The organism is Flavobacterium lacisediminis (assembly GCF_025909975.1).
Lineage (GTDB): Bacteria > Bacteroidota > Bacteroidia > Flavobacteriales > Flavobacteriaceae > Flavobacterium > Flavobacterium lacisediminis.
Map to the genome: position 1 here is coordinate 1 of NZ_JAPCIO010000005.1, position 21,565 is coordinate 21,565.

Annotated in this window: 24 protein-coding genes and 1 tRNA gene; 9 read left to right on the top strand and 16 right to left on the bottom strand. The window is 32.2% G+C overall.

Annotation, left to right across the window (positions count from 1 at the left end; genetic code table 11):
* Window positions 1–1,005: T9SS type B sorting domain-containing protein (locus tag OJ995_RS08160; protein WP_264368970.1), on the top strand; the 1,005-nt coding region annotated here is incomplete at its 5' end.
* Between the two features lie 107 nt (window positions 1,006–1,112).
* Here OJ995_RS08160 and OJ995_RS08165 read toward each other — a convergent pair.
* Window positions 1,113–2,306 carry a pyridoxal phosphate-dependent aminotransferase gene (locus OJ995_RS08165; protein ID WP_264368971.1) on the bottom strand — a complete coding sequence of 398 codons (1,194 nt, stop codon included), beginning with the start codon at window positions 2,304–2,306 and terminating at the stop codon, window positions 1,113–1,115.
* A gap of 129 nt (window positions 2,307–2,435) precedes the next feature.
* On the opposite strand from OJ995_RS08165, the gene OJ995_RS08170 reads away from it, so the two are divergent.
* On the top strand, window positions 2,436–3,758 hold the full coding sequence (locus OJ995_RS08170; RefSeq protein ID WP_264368972.1) for an aspartyl protease family protein: 1,323 nt from the start codon (window positions 2,436–2,438) through the stop codon (window positions 3,756–3,758).
* Between the two features lie 31 nt (window positions 3,759–3,789).
* Here OJ995_RS08170 and OJ995_RS08175 read toward each other — a convergent pair whose 3' ends face one another.
* A complete protein-coding gene (locus tag OJ995_RS08175; RefSeq protein ID WP_264368973.1) occupies window positions 3,790–4,215 on the bottom strand; it encodes a DUF1573 domain-containing protein in 426 nt (141 codons plus the stop codon).
* A gap of 197 nt (window positions 4,216–4,412) precedes the next feature.
* Between OJ995_RS08175 and OJ995_RS08180 the strand changes: the two genes are divergently transcribed.
* A complete protein-coding gene (locus OJ995_RS08180) occupies window positions 4,413–7,043 on the top strand; it encodes a valine--tRNA ligase (protein ID WP_264369168.1) in 2,631 nt (876 codons plus the stop codon).
* Window positions 7,044–7,354: 311 nt separating this feature from the next.
* Here the strand turns inward: OJ995_RS08180 and OJ995_RS08185 are convergent, their stop codons facing one another.
* The 5 genes from OJ995_RS08185 to OJ995_RS08205 form a co-directional block, all read right to left on the bottom strand.
* Window positions 7,355–8,512, bottom strand: a complete 1,158-nt coding sequence (locus OJ995_RS08185; RefSeq protein WP_264368974.1) for a leucine-rich repeat domain-containing protein — start codon at window positions 8,510–8,512, stop codon at window positions 7,355–7,357.
* Window positions 8,513–8,686: 174 nt separating this feature from the next.
* Complete coding sequence (locus OJ995_RS08190; protein WP_264368975.1) at window positions 8,687–9,181, bottom strand: hypothetical protein; 495 nt, start codon at window positions 9,179–9,181, stop codon at window positions 8,687–8,689.
* A 132-nt stretch (window positions 9,182–9,313) separates the two neighbouring features.
* Window positions 9,314–9,520, bottom strand: a complete 207-nt coding sequence (locus OJ995_RS08195) for a helix-turn-helix domain-containing protein (protein ID WP_264368976.1) — start codon at window positions 9,518–9,520, stop codon at window positions 9,314–9,316.
* Window positions 9,521–9,523: 3 nt separating this feature from the next.
* Window positions 9,524–10,078, bottom strand: a complete 555-nt coding sequence (locus OJ995_RS08200; RefSeq protein ID WP_264368977.1) for a DUF2975 domain-containing protein — start codon at window positions 10,076–10,078, stop codon at window positions 9,524–9,526.
* Between the two features lie 154 nt (window positions 10,079–10,232).
* On the bottom strand, window positions 10,233–10,805 hold the full coding sequence (locus OJ995_RS08205) for a pentapeptide repeat-containing protein (protein WP_133607932.1): 573 nt from the start codon (window positions 10,803–10,805) through the stop codon (window positions 10,233–10,235).
* A 92-nt stretch (window positions 10,806–10,897) separates the two neighbouring features.
* Here OJ995_RS08205 and OJ995_RS08210 point away from each other — a divergent pair.
* Window positions 10,898–10,971, top strand: a tRNA-Ala gene (locus OJ995_RS08210).
* Between the two features lie 31 nt (window positions 10,972–11,002).
* Here OJ995_RS08210 and OJ995_RS08215 read toward each other — a convergent pair.
* Window positions 11,003–11,761, bottom strand: a complete 759-nt coding sequence (locus OJ995_RS08215; protein ID WP_264368978.1) for a TIGR02757 family protein — start codon at window positions 11,759–11,761, stop codon at window positions 11,003–11,005.
* Between the two features lies 1 nt (window position 11,762).
* Complete coding sequence (locus tag OJ995_RS08220; protein WP_264368979.1) at window positions 11,763–12,428, bottom strand: ABC transporter ATP-binding protein; 666 nt, start codon at window positions 12,426–12,428, stop codon at window positions 11,763–11,765.
* A 280-nt stretch (window positions 12,429–12,708) separates the two neighbouring features.
* On the opposite strand from OJ995_RS08220, the gene msrA reads away from it, so the two are divergent.
* The 3 genes from msrA to OJ995_RS08235 are packed head-to-tail and all read left to right on the top strand — an operon-like array spanning window position 12,709 to window position 14,292.
* Window positions 12,709–13,236 carry a peptide-methionine (S)-S-oxide reductase MsrA gene (gene msrA / locus OJ995_RS08225; RefSeq protein ID WP_264369169.1) on the top strand — a complete coding sequence of 176 codons (528 nt, stop codon included), beginning with the start codon at window positions 12,709–12,711 and terminating at the stop codon, window positions 13,234–13,236.
* A gap of 15 nt (window positions 13,237–13,251) precedes the next feature.
* Window positions 13,252–13,920 carry a GTP cyclohydrolase I FolE gene (folE, locus tag OJ995_RS08230; RefSeq protein ID WP_264368980.1) on the top strand — a complete coding sequence of 223 codons (669 nt, stop codon included), beginning with the start codon at window positions 13,252–13,254 and terminating at the stop codon, window positions 13,918–13,920.
* Between the two features lie 57 nt (window positions 13,921–13,977).
* Complete coding sequence (locus OJ995_RS08235; protein ID WP_264368981.1) at window positions 13,978–14,292, top strand: hypothetical protein; 315 nt, start codon at window positions 13,978–13,980, stop codon at window positions 14,290–14,292.
* A 10-nt stretch (window positions 14,293–14,302) separates the two neighbouring features.
* Here OJ995_RS08235 and OJ995_RS08240 read toward each other — a convergent pair whose 3' ends face one another.
* From OJ995_RS08240 to OJ995_RS08270, 7 genes are all read right to left on the bottom strand, one after another.
* Entirely contained in the window at window positions 14,303–14,635 is a 333-nt protein-coding gene (locus OJ995_RS08240) for a DUF6787 family protein (protein WP_264368982.1), read from the bottom strand.
* Window positions 14,636–14,638: 3 nt separating this feature from the next.
* Complete coding sequence (locus tag OJ995_RS08245) at window positions 14,639–15,070, bottom strand: DUF6146 family protein (protein ID WP_264368983.1); 432 nt, start codon at window positions 15,068–15,070, stop codon at window positions 14,639–14,641.
* An 80-nt stretch (window positions 15,071–15,150) separates the two neighbouring features.
* The gene (locus tag OJ995_RS08250) at window positions 15,151–15,705 is read right to left on the bottom strand and encodes a DUF937 domain-containing protein (protein ID WP_264368984.1); all 555 of its coding nucleotides are present in this window, start codon (window positions 15,703–15,705) and stop codon (window positions 15,151–15,153) included.
* Between the two features lie 39 nt (window positions 15,706–15,744).
* Entirely contained in the window at window positions 15,745–16,701 is a 957-nt protein-coding gene (locus OJ995_RS08255; RefSeq protein ID WP_264368985.1) for a D-2-hydroxyacid dehydrogenase, read from the bottom strand.
* 46 nt (window positions 16,702–16,747) lie between these two features.
* Entirely contained in the window at window positions 16,748–17,341 is a 594-nt protein-coding gene (locus tag OJ995_RS08260; RefSeq protein ID WP_264368986.1) for a GNAT family N-acetyltransferase, read from the bottom strand.
* 2 nt (window positions 17,342–17,343) lie between these two features.
* A complete protein-coding gene (gene serC, locus OJ995_RS08265) occupies window positions 17,344–18,414 on the bottom strand; it encodes a 3-phosphoserine/phosphohydroxythreonine transaminase (protein ID WP_264368987.1) in 1,071 nt (356 codons plus the stop codon).
* A gap of 232 nt (window positions 18,415–18,646) precedes the next feature.
* Window positions 18,647–19,705: an acyl-CoA reductase gene (locus OJ995_RS08270; RefSeq protein ID WP_264368988.1), complete on the bottom strand. Its 1,059-nt coding sequence runs from the start codon at window positions 19,703–19,705 to the stop codon at window positions 18,647–18,649.
* A 110-nt stretch (window positions 19,706–19,815) separates the two neighbouring features.
* Between OJ995_RS08270 and OJ995_RS08275 the strand changes: the two genes are divergently transcribed.
* Window positions 19,816–20,166 (top strand): 4Fe-4S dicluster domain-containing protein, encoded by a 351-nt coding sequence (locus OJ995_RS08275; protein WP_231836548.1) that lies wholly within the window; start codon window positions 19,816–19,818, stop codon window positions 20,164–20,166.
* A gap of 138 nt (window positions 20,167–20,304) precedes the next feature.
* Window positions 20,305–21,504, top strand: a complete 1,200-nt coding sequence (locus OJ995_RS08280) for a hypothetical protein (protein WP_264368989.1) — start codon at window positions 20,305–20,307, stop codon at window positions 21,502–21,504.
* The last annotated feature ends 61 nt before the right edge of the window (window positions 21,505–21,565 follow it).

Consider the following 21,565-nt stretch of genomic DNA (forward strand, 5'->3'; position numbering starts at 1 on the left):
TTGTTTGCAGATCCAAATCATCCGCCATTATGTAGTGGTGAGGATCCTACTTTTATTGTTGTATCATCATTTAATGCAAATACAATATTAAATTGGACAGTAAATGCAGTTGGTGTTAATGGAGCATTATCAGGAACAGCTACAGGTTCAACAATAATTGAACAATTATTAACTACTGCAGTAGATAATGTAGCAGGTTATGTAGATTATATTATTACTCCGACATTAGATGGATGTACAGGCGCACCAATTACAGTTCGAGTTATTGTAAATCCATTACCAAAACCAGTATTAACTGATGGCGCAATTTGTGTGGATGAGTTCGGAGTTACTTTCCAAACGTATACGTTGAATTCAGGCTTAGATAATGCGACTTATGATTTTGTATGGTATTTAGATGGAGTAGCGATTCCAAATTCAAACAATGCAACTTATACTGCTAATACAGTTGGAACGTATAGTGTTATTGCGACAAATACTACAACAAACTGTGTGTCAGAGATCGTTAGTGCTAACATAACAGCTACTACACCAGCCACTAGTTTTACAGTTACGCAAAGTGCATATTTTAGTGGAAATGCTACATTAACTGTAAATGTAATAGGTGGAAGCGGTACATTAATGTATTCATTAGACGAAGGAACATTACAGTCTTCAAATGTATTTACGAATGTAAGTTCTGGACCTCATACGATAACAGTAATTGATACACAAGGATGTACTTATTTAGTTCAAACGGTATTTGTGATTAACTATCCACAATATTTCACTCCAAATGGAGATGGTATTAACGATGGTTGGTTCATCGCAGGCTTACAAGATACAGATTACATCTACATCTTTGATAGATATGGTAAACTAATCAAACAGTTACGAGGTGAAGAGTTTTGGGATGGTACTTACAACCTAGAAAACCTTCCTTCAACTGATTACTGGTTCACCGTTGATTATTTAGAGAATGGAGTTAAAAAACAATTTAAAGCACACTTCTCATTAATACGATAGTTGAGATTTAAATAAAAAAGGCGAAACCATGTTTCGCCTTTTTTATTATAAAGATTTTATAAAAAAAGAGACCTTATAAGGTCTCTTTTTTTTATCTTATATAAAGATTATAATTTATTATAAACTGTAATTGCTTCTTTTAATATTTGAACAGATCTAATCAAATCGTCTTTTTTCAATACATAAGCAATACGAACTTCATCTAAACCAACATTTGGTGTTGAATAAAATCCGGCAGCTGGAGCTACCATAACAGTTTCTCCATTTAAGTCATAAGATTCTAATAACCATTGAGCAAATTTATCTGCATTATCAATTGGTAGTTTAGCGATGCAATAAAATGCTCCTTTGGGAGTAGCTACTTTCACGCCTTCAATCTTGTTTAATTCAGTAATTAAAGTATCTCTACGGTCTTTGTATTCTGAAATAACATCATCAAAATAACTTTGTGGAGTTTCTAATGCCGCCTCACTTGCAATTTGAGCATATGTAGGAGGACTTAAACGAGCTTGAGCAAATTTCATTGCAGTTGCCATTACATCTTTGTTCTTTGAAACTATACAACCAATTCTAGCTCCACACATGCTATAGCGCTTAGAAACTGAATCAATCATGATAGCATGTTCTTCTAAACCAGGTACATTCATTACAGAGAAATGCTTATCTCCATCATAAATGAATTCGCGATATACTTCATCAGCAATTAAGAATAAATCATGTTTCTTAACTATTTCTGCTAATTTTAAAATTTCTTCTTGAGAATATAAATAACCAGTAGGATTACCTGGATTACAAATTAAAATGGCTTTTGTTTTTGGAGTGATTAATTTTTCAAAAGCTTCTATAGGAGGTAAGGCAAATCCTGTTTCAATTCCAGAAATAACAGGGACTACATGCACTCCTGAAGCAGTCGAAAATCCATTATAGTTAGCATAAAATGGTTCTGGAATAATAATTTCATCACCTGCATCCATAGTACTTCCCATTGCAAAAAGCAAGGCCTCTGATCCCCCCGTTGTGATAATTATATCTTGAGTGTCAATAGGTAATCCATGATTCTTGTAATATTGAGAAAGCTTTGATCTATAGCTTTCAAATCCTGCCGAATGACTATACTCTAATACAGTAATATCTGCATTTTTTACTGCTTGTAAAGCTACTTCTGGAGTTTTAATATCAGGTTGCCCAATATTTAAATGATATACTTTATGTCCTTTTTTCTTAGCAATTTCTGCATAAGGTACCAATTTTCTAATTGGTGATTCTGGCATTTGTTGCCCTTTAACGGAAACTTTTGGCATGATCTGTTTTTTTAAAGATGCACAAAATTGCGATTTTTTTTTGTTATAAGGATAATAATCAATATTAAAAAATGTTAAAAATGTAAATCTATTGTGATAATTTCTTACATTTAGGTAATAAATTGTAGAATGAGAAATTGTTTCCTAATAGTGTTTTTCTTTTTGACTGTTGCAACACTTCAGTCGCAGTCTAATTTTATTTGGAATTCAAAAAAAGATAAAATTAAAATTCCATTTGAGTTAACTCATAATCTTATAATTGTGGATGTGAATTTTAATGGTATTCCTTTAAAAATGATAGCCGATACCGGAGCTGAAATGAATATTTTGTTTAGTTTTCCAGAGAAAGATTCTGTAGTGTTGAGTCATACAGATAAGATTCAAATTAAAGGTGTGGGGAAAGGAGAATCTTTAGATGCTTATTTGTCTAAAAAAAATCATATTAAAATTAAAGACTATGAAGATACTAATTTTGAAATTGTACTTATACCGAGCCAAGATATTAGTATCATTAATAAATTAGGAGTACCTATAAACGGAATAATAGGAAGTAGTTTTTTTGAATCTGGAGTTGTTGAAATTAATTACCAAAAAAAACAGATTATTTTACATAAAAATGATTTGCATCAAAATGATGTTCGCACAAAAAAACATCATGTTCTCGATGTAGAATTTCATGAAAATAAACCTTATGTTCAAATGCCTATTTCTATACAAGATAATGAAAAAGTTGTAAAACTATTATTTGATACTGGTTTAGGCGATGGTTTATGGTTGTTTGAAAATGACAGTTTGAAAAGTAGTAATCATTTTTTTGTTGATCTTTTGGGGGTTGGACTTTCAGGTGAAATTTTGGGCAAACGTTCACGAATTGAACAAATTAAATTAGATAATTTAGTTTTAAAGGATGCTTTAGTTTCATATCCAGATAGTGTTTCATTCAATCAGATTTCTTTGTTAAAAGATCGTAACGGCTCTCTTGGTGGAGATATTATAAAAAGATTTAATTGGTTTTTAGATTATGAGAATAAGCGATTTTATTTTAAAAAGAATACACAATTTAACACGCCATTTGAATATAATATGTCGGGTATAGAAATACAACATTCCGGATTGCAATGGGTTAAAGAAGCCGTTCGAAAAGAAGGCGGAATTGGCCAAGTTAATATGGATGAATTTGTTTTTGAAGATTCTAGTAAACGCTACAATTATAATTATGAATTAAAACCTATTTTTCAAATTTACGCCATTCGAAAAAATTCTCCTGGAGAAAAAGCAGGTCTGTTAGTTGGAGATAAAATACTGAAAATTAATAATAAATTAGCTTCGCAACTTTCAATTCAAAGTATTACTGATTTATTCCAATCTGAAGAAGGTAAATGGATAACAATGATAGTGGATAGGGCAGGAATTCGATTTACAGTTAAATTCCAACTCGAAAAAATCTTATAAAAAAAGTCCCAATTTAATTGGGACTTTTTATTTATGAATTTGGAAATGATTTCTTTTTAACAAGAGGACTAACTTCTTCCTTAACAATTACTGTTCCTTTAATTCTTAACGGAACCATACCATTTGGTTTATTTATGGCATTAGTTTCAATTGTAATTGTTTTGCTAATAGGTCCAGGATTCATGTTATATTGAACTTTAATTTGACCTTTTCCGCCAGGAACAATTGGTTCTTTTGGCCATTCAGGAACAGTGCATCCACAACTTGATTTGGCATTAATAATATTTAAAGGTTGGTCACCAGTATTCGTAAATTCGAAAATTCTTATTCCATCATCTTTTCCTTTTTCTACCTCGCCATAGTTGATAGTTTCTTCTTTGAATTCAATTTTTGCACCCGATTGGGCAAACGAAGTCATTCCAACTAATACAGTTAAATAAACAAGTAATTTTTTCATCATCTTATAAATTAATAGGTTGTTGTAAAATTAATTAAATAAAAGCAACCAACAAACTACTCCTAACATTTTTTTTATTTTCGTGATATAGTTACTTTTGCAGTTACTAATACAAAAAACATACCAAAGTAAATTTTGGAATGTTAAAACGAACAGTCAAGCTGTTCAACGATTCAACAATTAAACAAGAAAAAAATATAATGATTCCTGCACAATTCAACGCTAAAGAAGTAGAACAAAAGTGGTACGACTACTGGATGAAAAATGATTATTTTACATCCAAACCCGACCACAGAACGCCGTACACCATTGTAATTCCGCCACCAAACGTAACGGGAGTATTACACATGGGACACATGTTGAATAACACCATTCAAGATGTATTAATTCGTCGTGCGCGTTTAAAAGGGTTCAACGCTTGTTGGGTACCAGGAACTGACCATGCCTCTATTGCAACCGAAGCTAAAGTAGTAGCGAAGTTAAAAGAAGAAGGTATCAATAAAAACGATTTAACGCGTGAAGAATTTCTAAAACACGCTTGGGAATGGACCGATAAATACGGCGGAACCATCTTAGAGCAATTAAAACAATTAGGATGTTCTTGTGATTGGAGTCGTACCAAGTTTACGATGGATGACGACATGTCAGCTTCAGTAATTCACTCATTTGTAGATTTATACAACAAAGGTTTGATTTATCGCGGTTACCGAATGGTAAACTGGGATCCAGAAGCTAAAACTACATTATCTGATGAAGAAGTAATCTTTGAAGAACGTCAAGGAAAATTATATTTCATCAAATATAAAATTGAAGGTTCAGAAGATTTCTTAACTGTTGCTACAACACGTCCTGAAACTATTTTTGGAGATACTGCAATTTGTATCAATCCAAATGACGAACGTTTTTCACATTTAAAAGGGAAAAAAGCAATCGTACCTATTTGCGGTAGAGTTATTCCTATCATCGAAGATGAATATGTTGATGTTGAATTTGGTACTGGTTGTTTAAAAGTAACGCCTGCTCACGATACTAACGATAAAACTTTAGGAGATAAACATAATTTAGAAATCATCGATATTTTCAACGAAGATGCTTCTTTGAATTCTTTCGGATTGCATTATCAAGGAAAAGACCGATTTGTAGTTCGTGAAGAGATTTCGAAAGAGTTAGAAACTATCGGAGCGTTAGCAAAAACCGAAACACATTTAAATAAAGTAGGAACTTCTGAAAGAACCAAAGCTGTAATCGAACCAAGATTATCAGATCAATGGTTCTTAAGTATGGAAGAATTAGTAAAACCTGCTATCAAAGCGGTTTTAGAATCAGACGAAATCAAATTATATCCAAGTCGTTTTAACAATACATATGCGCATTGGTTAAACAACATTCGCGATTGGAATATTTCGCGTCAATTGTGGTGGGGACAACAAATTCCAGCTTACTATTTTGGCGATGGAAAAGAAGATTTCGTAGTAGCAGAAAACATCGAAAAAGCAGTTGAGCTTGCAAAAGTAAGAACAGGCAATGCACAGCTTCAAGCTTCTGACTTAAAACAAGACGCGGATGCATTAGACACTTGGTTCTCTTCATGGTTATGGCCAATGGCTGTTTTTGGAGGTGTTTTAAATCCAGAAAATGAAGATTTTAAATATTATTATCCAACAAATGATTTAGTTACGGGTCCAGATATTTTATTTTTCTGGGTAGCGCGTATGATTATTGCAGGTTATGAATATGCTGGAGAAAAACCATTTTCAAATGTATATTTAACGGGATTAGTTCGCGACAAGCAAGGTCGTAAAATGTCAAAATCATTAGGAAATTCACCTGAACCTCTTGGACTAATTGAGAAATTTGGTGCTGATGGTGTTCGTGTGGGATTGTTATTGAGCGCTTCGGCAGGAAATGATATTTTATTCGACGAAGAATTATGCAACCAAGGTAAAGGTTTCTCTAATAAAATTTGGAATGCTTTCAAACTAATCAAAGGTTGGGAAGTAGCGGATATTGCACAACCAGAAGCTTCAAAAGTAGCCATTGAATGGTATGAAGCGAAGTTGCAACAAACCTTAGTCGAAATCGAAGATAATTTTGATAAATACAGATTATCAGATGCGTTAATGGCGATTTACAAATTGGTTTGGGACGATTTTTGTTCGTGGTTTTTAGAAATGATAAAACCAGGTTACCAACAACCAATCGACCGCGCTACGTTTGACAAAGCAATTGAAATGTTAGAAGCTAACTTGAAATTGTTACATCCGTTCATGCCGTTTTTAACAGAGGAAATTTGGCACCATATTGCCGAAAGAACACCAGAACAAGCGTTAATAGTAGGTGAGTGGCCAAAAGCTAAATCGTATGATGCAAAATTAATTGCTGATTTTGATTTTGCTACCGAAGTTATTTCTGGAATTAGAACGATTCGTAAAGATAAAAACATTCCGTTTAAAGATGCGATGGAATTAAAAGTAGTGAACAACGAGAAAGCGTCAACGTATTTTGATTCGGTGATTCAGAAGTTAGGAAATGTTACGACTTTAGAATACGTTTCAGATAAAGTTGATGGTGCGTTATCGTATCGTGTAAAATCGAATGAATATTTTATTCCAATTACAGGAAACATTGATGTAGAAGCAGAAATAGCTAAATTAACTGAAGAGTTAAACTACACAAAAGGATTCTTACGCTCGGTGCAAGGGAAATTGTCTAACGAAAAATTCGTAGCCGGCGCGCCTGAGCAAGTAATTGCAAACGAACGCAAAAAAGAAGCCGACGCTTTAGCAAAAATCGCCATGATTGAGCAAAGTTTAGCTGGTTTGAAATAATATTTCTTTATAAGAAAAAAAATCCCGAGTGTGAACTCGGGATTTTTTTTGTTTATACTTTAAAAATGGCGAGTAGCCATAAACAGTTTTTTTAGGGTTTTGTTTTAACGTTTTGTAGCTTTGAATAATGTTTCAAAACCTTTCCATTTGGTCTGAAACCAAATATACAAAAGATCCATCAATTAAGCACTCACGCTTAAATTTTGTAAAACCACGATTAGCGTTAGTACCTAATTTTGGTTCGCTTGAATTCTTCAACAAAACCTTTTTGTAAGCAATCAACATTTTTTTACTTTAGTTTCTTAATCGACTTAAAAGCAATTTGTCTCCACTGTACAATTATATCCAAATGTTTGTATATCAGACATGATTTCAGATTGTTCAACAGGATCACAGCATATTGTCATAAGGGATGAACACTGGTAAATATTTATTCCTTGAGAAGCAGCACTTCCATTTTTAACAATGAGTGATTGAAGGTTGGGGTTAAAACTGACATTGAAATAACTCATATTCACGCAATCTCTAATGTCAAGTGAAACGAAGCGGTTCCCGCTGCAGTCCGCATAGCTTAAATTGTTAAGTCCAGTGAAAGTAAGAGATGCCAGATTATTGATATTGCATCGCAAATTCGTGAGATTTGTACAACCAGAAAGCTTAAGTTCTTGCAGATTGTTTTGCCCGCATTCAAGATCCCTAAGGCGATTACATCCTGTGGCATCTAACGATTGCAAGTTATTTGTAGAACAATTAACATCCTGAAGATTTGTAAGTGTACTAAGATTTAAATTTGTTAATGTGTTATCTTGTGCATAGAGTTGCTTAAGATTTGCAAGATGTCTGACATTCAATGTCGAAATATTGTTTTGGTAAATTCTTAAATTTTCAAGTTTATTAGCACCTTGAATATTCAGGTTTGTGATTTGATTAAATTGACATAAAAGTGTTTTAAGCGATCCAAGTGATCCAACATTAAGAGTTTGTAAATTATTTCCATCACATGCGAGGTATTCTAAACGACTCAAACCTGTCACATTAAGTGAAGGTATTTCGTTATCTGTCAGCATTACATTCACAAGTCGTCTTAGACTTGTTAAATCAAGTGGTTGAGAGATATTGTTATATTTAACTGAAAGTGTCTGAATATTCCTGAACTGAAGAATTCCTTCGATTGAATTTATATTTGATTGATCAATTGTTAAACTACCAACATTTTCAGCTTCGCAAACTTGGATTTCACCATCTCCATTTACATCTATAACTGTATGCCCATCTAAAGTGACACAAACACCATAACCACCTGCAATAAGTTTAGCCTTAAAATTAGCATCAGGAATATTGACGATTTGGGTACAATTAGGATCAGTATTTACTATTCCAGGAGGATTATTACTGCTATCACTATCATTAGAACAGCTAGTAGATAATAGTAATAAAAAAAATCCCGTAACAAATAATAATTTTTTCATAGTTAAATTTAAATGTTTGTTTTATTTAATCTGATAATCACCAATTAGCGATAGGTTGGATAATTAAGGTAAAAATATTAAAAAATTCTTACAAATTATAAAACACAACATTTGTTTAAGCCCAATCTTATAAACAATAAAAATCCCGAGTATGAACTCGGGATTTTTTGATTTTTATTGTTTTAGTTTTTTGTATGCTCTAATTAAAGTTTTAAGCTCTCGGTTAGAAGTTACATCCATAACTTTTTCAGATAAAAAATGACCATATTTGAATGTTACTAAGTATTTTGTAGTAGTTAATGCGTTAGAAATTACGTCAAGTTCATTTCTTAATGCTTGTTTTTCATCTTCTATTTTTTGTAAGTGTGCAAATTTCTCTTTAAAATCTCTTCTGAAAGTGGTTGTGTTAAATGGAATTGAGTGAAGAATTTGCATTTGCTTCTTCGATTTTAAATCCAAGGTATCTATAATTCTAGGAACTATATTTTCAATTTCTTTTCTTGATAATGAATTTAAATTCTCTGGAAGAAAAGATTCTTGTTTTACAATTCCTTTTTTAGGAGTTGTTTTTACAGTTTCTTCTGGAAATTGGTTATTCATATAACCGCTTCCAAAGCACTTTTTGCATTTTGGATCTAAACCTTCACAAGAACAAATTTGAACTGCCATAAATTGTTGTTTTTATTCTGAATCGGTATTAATTGGTTTTATAGCAACCTTCTAAACACAGTTTCAAATGGGTTGTAAAGATATGTAAAGCAAATGAAATTCAGTGTAAATAGAACAATCAATAATCAAACTTTAGTCGGCTACATATTCCAAAATATCACCTGGCTGACAATCTAAGACTTTACAAATGGATTCCAGCGTACTAAAACGTACTGCTTTAGCTTTTCCTGTTTTTAAGATGGACAAATTGGCTAAGGTAATGTCTACTTTTTCCGAAAGTTCGTTGAGCGACATTTTGCGCTTTGCCATCATCACATCTAAGTTTACTACTATTGCCATACGTTATACGGTTAAGTCGTTTTCTTCTTGAAGTTCAATACCGCGTTTGAATATTTGGGCAATCACCAAAAGCGTAATTCCCATAAACAACCAAACATCGCCACCCGCAATTTTTAAATGCTGAATAGAAGGAATTGAAACCCCTTGTTGTACCATTTTTTCTGAAAAATTGGTTCCCCAAATCGCAAAAAAGGCAATTCCTAATGTTAAATAAGCCACGCTAAAAATAAAACGATTGACATCTTTATTAAAGGGTTGGGCCAAGTTTAGTTTTTTATCGTGAATAATCTTGATAATCAAATAAAATAGTATGGCTTTTAAAACAGCCACAATACTCATTAATGAAGTTAATGTGACAAAATGACTTTGGTTAAATTGATACAACGAAGACAAATCGATATGGTTCCAAAAGTAAGATGAACCTATTGGATTAATAAACAAAGTAAAAAAGGTGTTTACGAGAAATCCACCTGCATCAATACCAAGTCCAATAAAAATGATCCAAGCCAATACATACAATACATTTAGCATCTGTTGTGCACTAATTTTAATTTCCATAGAAGTAAATATTAAAAGTTGATGATGCAAATGTTAATAAATATTTATTGAAAAACAATAAAAATTTAGTTATTTTAAATAAATATTTTGTAATACTTGTGTTTGTTGGGGTTTTAGGAATAAAAAAACTCCTGAGATTAATCAGGAGTTTTTATTATTTAATCACCAAATCGTATTTCTTCAACAATCCAGACAAATTTCCAGTAGAAAAAACAGCCCGTTTTAGTTTGTTTTTTTCTGGGTCAATGATGAAATCATAACTCGTTGAAAAATCGGTTTTGTGAGCTGTTGTGCCTATGAAAACAGCATGTCTTAAATTGCAATTGTCAAACATGGCTTCCGATAAATCACTTTCCATAAAATCAACTGCAATCATGCTGCAATTGATGAATTGCATTTTCTTTAGTTTCAAACTGTAAAATTGTGCATAATCAAGTAAGCTGTCTTTAAAATGAAACTCGTATAAAATTTGATCCGTCATAGCAAAATTCACCGAAGTAAAATCGCATTTCGTAAACCAAACATCACGCAAAGACACATGGTTAATCTTCGTACCTCTAAAATTACAATCGATAAAATTGCAATCGATAAACGTAACCGCAATAAACGAACAAGCTCTGAAATCGCAATTAGTAAATGTGCAATTTTCGTATTCTTTGTATTTTACATCGCTTTCTGCATAAGTAATATCAGAGAAATTTTGGTCGATAATATAATCTGCGTGCATGGTTTTAGTTTAGAAATGTAAAACTACTTCAATTTTTTATCGAATCAAAAAGAAACTTATGTGTTTAAAAAAGCTATATTCGTGAAAATTTTGGGGATGTAGCTCAGTTGGCTAGAGTGCTTGACTGGCAGTCAAGAGGTCGTGGGTTCGAGCCCCATCTTCTCCACAAGAATCCTGTTTCGGCAGGGTTTTTTGTTTTAAAACCCTTCAAAAACGCCTAGTCCAAATAAAGCAAAATCGTATTTGACTGGGTCTCTCGAATCTAACTTTCTTAAATTTTTGTCCAATTCAGCTAAAGCTTTAGCATCGTTTTGTTTGCGTGTTAGCAATTCTAATTTCCTTGCCACATTTCCCGAATGTACATCCAATGGACAAGATAGTAGAGCAGGAGAGATGCTGTTCCAAATTCCTAAATCGACACCTTTGTTATCTTTACGAATCATCCAACGCAAATACATATTAATGCGTTTCGCTGCCGAACCATTTAACGGGTCGGAAATGTGTTTTTCAGTTCGAGCTAAATGAGGCGCTTCAAAAAACAATTGTTTAAACTCGGAAATGGTGTGTTGCATCGTTGGGTTTTCTTTCGAAAAAACCGCTTCTAATCCGTTATGATTTTGGTAAATATGTTGTAAACCTTTAACGAATCCTACAAAGTCTTTTCCATTAAAAGTACGATGAACGAAATTTTCTAACGATTCTAATTGTGTTTCCGAATGATTCATGACAAAATCGTAAGGTGAATTTCCCATTAAATCCATCATTTTCTTCGCATTGTTGATAATCATTTTGCGATTTCCCCAAGCAATAGTTGCCGCCAAAAAGCCTGCAATTTCAATATCTTCTTTCAACGAATACAAATGCGGAATCTGAATTGGATCACTTTCAATGAAATTTGGATTGTTGTACAACTCGACTTTTTCGTCTAGAAATTCTTTTAACTCGGATTGTGTCATTTTAAGAACTTACAATATTCCCATCTACCATCGTCAATTTTCTATCTGCCATGTTGGCTAATTCTTCATTGTGAGTCACAATTACAAAGGTTTGACCAAATTCATCACGCAATTTAAAGAACAATTCGTGTAGATTTTCGGCTGTATGTGTGTCTAAATTTCCTGAAGGTTCATCGGCAAAAATAACGGCTGGTTTGTTAATTAAAGCTCTCGCAACCGCAACACGTTGTTGTTCACCACCTGAAAGTTCGCTTGGCTTGTGATGTGTTCTTTCGGCTAAACCTAAATAAGATAATAAACGTTTGGCTTCGGTTTCCACTTCTTTTTTATCGCGATTGGCTATAAATCCAGGAATACAAACATTTTCTAATGCAGTAAATTCAGGTAACAATTGGTGAAACTGAAAAATGAATCCTAAATGTTGGTTTCTAAATTTAGAAAGTTCTTTGTCTTTTAAATTCAAAACAGATGCTCCATTGATTTCTAAAACGGTATCGTTTTGTTTTGCAGGTAAATCTAAAGTACCTAAAATTTGAAGTAAAGTCGTTTTTCCAGCACCCGAAGCACCAACAATAGAAACGATTTCACCTTTCTTTATGTGTAAATCCACTCCTTTTAAAACATGAAGCGAATCGTAATATTTATTTAGATTTTTTGCCGTAATCATAATGGAACATTTCTACAAAGAAACAAAGATTTTCACCGAATAAAAAAACTATTCTAAAACTATTCACGTATCTCAAATAATAAAGTTTAGTTAAAATAGTATTTATGTTTAATTTTTTTATAAATTTGTTAAACAAAATAAACGAATGTAATTTATGAGAAATAGTTTAAAAGGGTTGTCGTTAGTTTTGATTTTGGTTTTTGGTTCATGTACCGCTAAAGAAAAACCAATAGTAAAAGAAGAGTTTAAAGAACCATTTAATGTAAAAGTCAAAGAAGGTATGGAAGTTGCAACATTTGCTGGAGGCTGTTTTTGGTGTACAGAAGCGGTTTTCCTAGAAATAAAAGGAGTAGAGAAAGTAGTTTCAGGATATATTGGAGGGAAAACTATCAACCCAACTTACAAGGATATTTGTACGGGAGAAACAGGTCATGCAGAAGCGATTCAGATTACATTTAATCCGAATGAAGTGGCATATGAAGATTTATTAGAAGTTTTCTTCGCAACACACGACCCAACCACTCTAAATCGTCAGGGTGCTGATGTGGGAACACAATATAGAAGTGAAATTTTCTATCATTCGGAATCTCAAAAAACGAAAGCAGAAAACTACATTCAGTTGTTAGCAAAAGAAAAATTATATGATAAAAAGATTGTAACGAAAGTGTCTTCTGCTAGTGTGTTTTATAATGCAGAAGAGTATCACCAGAATTATTACAATCAAAATTCAAGTCAAGGCTATTGTCAAATGGTGATTGCACCGAAATTAGAAAAATTGCGCAAGTATTATAAATCGAAATTAAAATAGAAGGGAAAAATTGCTATGAACACTACTATTGAAAAAGAAATATTCGACATTATCGGTGACAATCATCAAATGACATCTGTAGAAACACCGTTACGACCAGATGCTTTTGTACGATCTGACGCTCAAAAAATGGAAGTTATTGAACACCATTTTGAAATTATTATGAAAGAGTTAGGTTTGGACTTAACTGATGACAGTTTGCAAGGAACACCGCATCGCGTGGCAAAAATGTTTGTTCAAGAAATATTTTCAGGATTGAATCCTGCGAATAAGCCAAAGATTTCGGTTTTTGATAATTCGTATCAATATGATAAAATGTTGGTAGAGGCAAATATCAGTTTCAATTCAACTTGCGAGCATCATTTTTTACCTATTGTTGGAAAAGCGCATATTGGTTACGTTTCTTCTGGAAAAGTAATTGGTTTATCCAAACTGAATCGTATTGTAGATTACTTTGCGAAACGTCCACAAGTGCAAGAACGTATGATTATGCAAATTTTCAACGAGCTAAAAACGGTGCTAGAAACGGATAGTGTTATTGTAGTTATGGAAGCTACTCATTTGTGTGTATCAAGTCGTGGTATTAAAGACGAAAGTAGTTATACTTCAACTTTGCAGTATGGTGGTATTTTCAATCAGAAAGAATTCCGTGACGATTTTTATAAAATGATTCATAAAGAATAGATTTAAAAAGTGGCATTTGTTTTGTATATTCGTAAGGGAATTTACAAGATATAAAACATGATACAAGAGCCAATTTCTTCCAATACACCTCCGTTAAAAAATAACAAAAGCTCTATGCTGATTTTGAGTTTGTTATTTGATGCTATAGGTATGTTGACATATTTAGTTCCAGTCTTTGGGGAAATAACGGATGTTTTTTGGGCTCCTATTTCTGCAATACTACTCATTTTTATGTTTAAAGGAACCGCAGGTAAATTAGCAGGTGTTTTTGGTTTAATAGAAGAATTACTTCCGTTTGTAGATGTAATCCCTACGTTTACTATTACTTGGTTTTATACGTATGTAATAAAAGGCGGACGTGGACAAGAATAAAAAAAGGAGTTTATTGCTCCTTTTTTAATTTCGAATCTATGTATTTTCCAATAAAACCTAATTTCATTCGGTCGAGCATTTTCTTTTCAAACTCCCAGAAAAAATTAAATTGACCAAAAATAAGTCCAATAAGAACTAATAAAACTTGATAAATAGGAAAGATTAATACTAATCGTAGAATTCTATATAACCAGTGAGGTTGAAAAGTTTCAGGAATTCCTATTAAATTTAAAAAAGGTTTTGCTAATTGCAATGAACTAAAACCTGTAATAGCAAATACTATAAAAATAATCGTTAATTGCCAGTTTGATGTTACATTCCAGCGTTCTTTAAGTTTCTTCATAAATTATATTCTCGGTACAAAACCACCTAATTGTTGTTTATTTGTAAGTTGAAAATAGACCAAGTAATTATAAATCATATAATTTACTTCAAACCCATAATCAATTCCAGTTTGGTAATTAATTGTCATTTCATATAAATTTGGATTGTATTGAGAAGGTAACATGGCTCTTCTGTTCCATTCTAATACCCAAATTCTATTTCTTGCCTCTAAATAAGATTGCGAATAATAATTTCTTGGTCTGGCATAACTATTAAACCAAGAAGTAAATCCACCATCAATAATAATAACATCGTATTCAATTTCTTCGTTTGATATACGAATTGTATCGCTTTCTAGTTTTGGTTTGTCTTCAAAAGTTTTTTGAGTTTTTGATGAATTACAAGCCATGAGCATAAAAAAGGCTACAAAAAATGAAGTAACAATTGATTTCATATCTTTTGTTATTTAGAGGATATAAAGATAAAAAAAAGCACCGACATAGGTCGATGCTTTAAAATATTTATAAAGAAATTTTATTTACCAAAAAGTTTTCCAAGTAAACCACCTAATCCACCTTTTTTTGTAACGGCAGACATTGCATCACTCATATCAACTTTCCCATCATTATTTTGATCTAAACCAAATTGACCACCATATTTAGAAACAGCATCCATTAAGCCACCGCCTTGACCTCCAGAAATAGCACTTACTAAGTCGCTCATGTTAAAACCTGGCTGGTTAGGATCTTTTGCTTTGTTAACTAATCCACCTAAAATTTGCGGAATTAATCCACCAGCTACGCTTCCTGCTGCATCAGATGATAAACCAAATTTTTCACCTAAATTTCCAGTTACTTTTTCTGTTAATTGTTGAACTACTGGGTTGTTACCATCAATTGGCGTTTTACCACTTAACATTCCTGTTAAATCGCTAATGTTTCCACTAGCTACCATATCTTGTAAACCTGAAAGGATAGAACCTCCGGCTTCTTGCATTACAGCGTCATTTTGTTCATTAGGCACTGCTGGATTGTTTACGACAGCTTCGCCACCAAATTGTTTTACTAATTCTGAGAGTTGATCAAACATGTTTTTTTAGTTTTTAGTTCAGTTAAAGATAATAAAATTTTAGTTATTTTTCAATAAACTGATAATCTGCTCTGCAAGTTCTGTGCCAATTCTATCTTGTGCTTCTTCAGTAGCGGCTCCAATGTGAGGAGTTAATGAAATTTTTGGGTGCATTAAAATTTGAATTTCTGGATTTGGTTCGTTTTCAAAAACATCTAAACCAGCAAATAAAACTTTTCCTTCATCTAAAGCTTCAATTAAAGCTACTTCATTAATTACACCACCACGAGCACAATTTACGATTCCTACATTTTCTTTCATTAACTGAAATTCTTCTTTATCAATTACATAACCATCTTGTGCTGGAACGTGTAAAGTAATAAAATCAGAATGTTTGATAACATCTTCTAATGATTCCGTAACGATTTCAACATTGATGAATTGTCCGTTGTAGAAATCTACTCTGATAACCGCTTCGTTAACATATTTATCAGCAGCAATAACTTTCATTCCTAATCCTAATGCCATTTTTGCAGCGGCTTGTCCAATTCGACCAAAACCAATAATTCCTAATGTTTTACCGCGAAGTTCAATTCCGTTAGCATAAGCTTTTTTCAATCCGTCAAAGTTGGTATCGCCTTCTAAAGGCATATTTCTGTTGGCATCATGTAAAAAACGAACACCTGTAAATAAATGAGCAAAAACCAATTCAGCCACACTTTCAGATGAAGAAGCTGGCGTATTGATAACATGTAAACCTTTTTCACGTGCGTATGCTACATCAATGTTATCCATTCCGACGCCACCACGACCAATGATTTTTAATCCTGGACAAGCATCAATAATATCTTTACGAACTTTTGTTGCACTACGGACTAATATTACTTTTACATCGTTTGTGTTGATATAGTTGGCAACTTGTTCTTGAGCCACTTTCGTAGTAATTACTTCAAAACCTCCTTTTTCTAAAGCTTTGATACCACTTTTTGAAATTCCGTCGTTTGCTAAAACTTTCATTTTTTTTGTCATTGTGAGGAAGGAAACAATATCATCCTCAAATTAATTATAATTTGTTTTTTAAATTTTCTTTTATTTTTGAAAACCATTCATTTTTAATAATACTTAATACGATTGCATCAATTCGTTCTCCTTTTGCATCGGTACTAAAATTTCTCATAATACCTTCTTGGAAACAACCAATGCTTTTCATTGCATTAATACTTCTTACATTTAAATTATTGGCTCTAAATCCAACTCGTTCTAATTGCATTTTTTCGAAAGCAAATTCTAAAAGTAAAAATTTACAGTTTTTGTTTAAAGAAGTTCCCTGAAATTCTTTTCCGTACCAAGTAAAACCAATTTCTAAATGCTTTGCCTCTAAATTTATATTGTAAAAACGAGTACTTCCCGCTATTTGATTTTTCACCTTATCAAAAACTACAAAAGGATATTCCAATTGTTTTTCCTTTTGTATTAATGCTTTATCAATGTATTTTTTTAAATTTTCTGGATTATCTGGTCCATTTGCATTAAAACTCCAAAGTTCAGGTTCATTAATAGAAAACTTAACTAATTCTTCATAATCAGTTGCTTGTAGTGGTTGCAATCGCACTACATCATTTTCTAAAATATAATCTTCTTTGAAATTAAAATTCATAGTTAAACCACTTTCTCCAATTCTTGCATTACATCAACCAAAACTTGAACGCTCTCAATTGGCAATGCATTATACATAGACGCACGATAACCACCAACTGAACGGTGACCAGGTAAACCTGAAATACCAGCTGCTTTCCACATAGTATCAAATTTTTCCTGATGTGCTTCATCATTCAATAAGAAAGTTACATTCATGTTACTTCTGTCTTCTTTGACTGCTGCACCTTTGAATAATGGGTTTCTATCGATTTCAGTGTAAAGTAGGTTTGCTTTTGCTTCGTTGATTTTTTCAATAGCCGCAATTCCGCCTAATTTTTTCAACCATTGCAACGTTAAAAGTGACGCATAAATAGGAAATACTGGAGGCGTATTGTACATACTTTCTTTGTCGATGTGTTGTTGGTAATCTAACATACTTGGAATGGTTCTTCCAGTTTTTCCTAAGATTTCTTTTTTAACAACTACTAATGTTGCACCAGCTGGTCCCATATTTTTTTGAGCTCCAGCATAGATTAAATCAAATTTTGAAAAATCTAATACGCGAGAAAAAATATCTGAACTCATATCACAAACTAAAGGGATATTTACTTCAGGAAACGATTTCATTTGGGTTCCAAAAATAGTATTGTTACTAGTGCAGTGAAAATAATCTGCATCAGATGGAATAGTATATCCTTTTGGAATATGATTGTAATTTTCTGGTTTTGATGAAGCTACAACTACGGTTTCTCCAAAATGTTTGGCTTCTTTAATAGCGCCACTTGCCCAAGTTCCAGTATCTAAATAAGCGGCTTTTCCGTCAACTTTCATTAAGTTGTAAGGCACCATTAAAAATTCTAAACTGGCACCACCGCCTAAAAATAATACTTCGTATCCTTTGCCTTCTAAGTTTAAAAGCTCTAAAACTAAAGCTCTAGCTTCTTCCATAACAGCTACGAAATCTTTACTGCGGTGTGAAATTTCTAAAATAGATAATCCTGAGTTGTTAAAATCTAAAATAGCTTGTGCTGATTTTTCGAATACTTGTTGTGGAAGTATACATGGACCTGCACTGTAGTTGTGTTTTTTCATTGTAGTTGTAGTTATTTATTTAAAGGTCAAATTTCGGAATTCTTAAATAAAAAATAGGTCTAAATGCTACAATAATTATGAGATGTTATTAACAAAAACGTTTTCGCAATTTTATTTCTTCTTTTTTAAAGTTTTTCGATTTGAATTCACTTTCGCTTCCAAATTAAAATTGGGTTCGTGTTTGTGTATTTCTTTCTCTTTTTGAATTTTGATGATTTTCGAAATTTTCATACTACAAATTATTTAAAAACGCCAAAGTATCCACATTATCTGCATAATCCCAAAGTCTTGGTTGTTGCGTTTGCCCAAAAGTAACCGAATTTGGAATTAAGTTTTTCGAGACCACGCATTGAATTTGTTCCGCATCAGCATTCAATCGATTTGTGATTTCTTCTAAATTTTCATAGAATTCATAAAAAACTGATGAAATAGGTGAGGCGTAACTCGTATCTTCTTTAATTGTTAAAAACTCGTTATCCAATAATTGGAAATTACTCATCAAGAAAACCGCTTTGTTGTAATCGTAATTGTTCGCATATTTTTCATATTTAATCACATCACGATATTCGTACATCGCTTTAAAGAAATTTTCAAAATTGTATCCTTTTGGAACAAAAAGTTTGGAAACATTGCGACATCCTAACCCAAAATATCTAAATATATCTTCGCCTAAACCAACTAGATCTTCAAAAGTTTCAGTACCATCTAAAACCGCAACTGAATTTCTGTTTTTACGAATAATACTTGGTTTGTCTTTGAAATAATACTCAAAATATCGCGCTGTGTTGTTGCTTCCTGTGGCAATTACAGCATCAAAACCTTCTAATTTTCCTTCAACAAACGTTATTTTTGAGTTAAGTTCAGGTTGAATTGAAATTAAATATTTTGCTAAAAATTTTAATAAATGTTGATCATTGGATGAGGTTTTTACTAACACATCATGACCTGAAATCAATACTGAAAGAAAATCATGAAAACCAACTAAAGGAATATTTCCTGCTAAAACCAATCCTACTTTTTTAGGTTCAATTTTCGAGAAATCGTAGCTAGAAAGCCAATGATTTAGGTTGTCTTCGGTTAAGGCTTTAGCCCAAGATTGTATACTAAACAAAACGTGTTCAGGTGTAAACCAACCATTGTGCGATTGTGAAAGTTCAATTAAATTAACAAAGTGATCAAAGAACAAATCGTTTTGTAAAACCGAAGCCGATTTAACGTTTCCTTCTTCAGAAAATTGACGTAAGAAATTCCCTAATTCAACAAAACTCGATTTAATTTCACTTTGTAACATTTGTAACTTGTTTATGTTTGGTTTACATTGTATTTTTGTAGCGCAAAATTAATCATAATATTAGAATATCACGTTTTTCTGAATTCTAATTTCTAAATACAATTATAAAGATGGCAATTATAATAACAGACGAATGTATCAACTGCGGGGCTTGCGAACCGGAATGTCCAAATACAGCAATTTATGAAGGAGCTGATGATTGGAGATGGAAAGATGGTACAAAATTAAGCGGAAAATTAATTTTACCTGATGGAACTGAAGTGGATGCTGATGCCGCTCAAACACCAATTTCAGACGATATTTATTATATTGTTCCAGGTAAATGTACAGAATGTAAAGGCTTTCATGAAGAACCTCAATGTGCTGCTGTTTGTCCTGTTGATTGTTGTGTTCCTGATGATAATCATGTAGAAAGTGAAGAAACATTATTAAATAGACAATCGTTTTTACATAACGAGTAACTGTCTAAAAGAGGATAGTTAAAAAGAGAATTTTCATTTTGAAAGTTCTCTTTTTTGTTATGCCAAGGTTTTAAAACTTTTTTAAATGAGTGTTTTATAATTAGATTTTCGTTATATTTGGTTGATAATCGGTAATTTATGATAAAAAAACTTACTTTTTTATTATGGTTTTTTACTTCTGTAGTCTTTTCGCAAAATCTCGAATTTACGATAATTGTGAAAGATTTTGATACCGATTTACCTATTGATGAGGTTACAATTACAGCCATCAGAACACGACAAGGTTTTTTAACTAACAAAGAAGGAAAGGCAATAATTAGTCTAACTCGATCTTCTGATTTAGAATTGGTACATTCTTCCTATAAAACTTTAATTGTAAAATTTTCGACTTTAAATAAAAAAGAAAATGTGGTGTATATGGAGCCTAATACGCAGCAATTAGAAGAATATATCATCACTAAAGATCATCCACAAGAAATTTTAAAACGGATTATTGAAAATTCTAAAGCTAAAATTACCATTCCGATTAGTTTAAAGGTCTATTTGCACGAATTTTATAAACGTGATAATGAAATTATTTTTTTTAACGATGGACTTATTAATTTTCAAATTTTAGGAAATGATAAGAATATAAAAACCGACATTTTAGTCGAACAAAATCGGGCTATTGGTGTTTTAGATGGAGATATCGATGCTGACGTTTTGGGTTATGATTTAAATAACATCATCGAAAATTATTACCAATTCAAATATCTTGAAGAAGTTCTTGATTCGCGAGCTAGGAAAATTTATGATTTTTCAGTAAAAACCTATCCTTCAAATGAAGATTATTTGGTGATTAAAATTGTCCCATTGTCCGAATCCAAAGGAATTTTGTCTGATTTTATGGTGGTGTATGATAGCAATAAAAAGTTGATAATAGAAGTTAGTTCGTATGTGACTCCAGATCGACTTCAAACATATAAAGAAAGCATGTTTGCTTCGAGAAAAGTATATAAATTAGAATTTAAAAATACATTCAGACAAGAAGGAAATTACTATTATTTAGCCAATTCTAAAGAAGTAATTGGTTTTGAAAAAAAGTATAAAAATAAAGAACGAAGAATAGAAGTCAAAAATCACATGGTAATTACCGATTTCAATAAAAAAACCTTTGAATATGGCGAAAAAAATATTTTCAAAGGCAAATCGCTTATCAATAAAAAGACCTCTTTTTTTACTGATTATTGGGATATTGAATCGGGGTTTGTTTCTACTGCAGAGGAAAAAGCGATCATTGAACGATTAGGAAAAGGCAACGAAGAAATCCAAAACGAAGAAGAAAATCCGAAAGAATAACTACTTCTTCAACTCCTTTTATTTAATACTTTGATACTAATCAGGATTAAAGTATATTTGC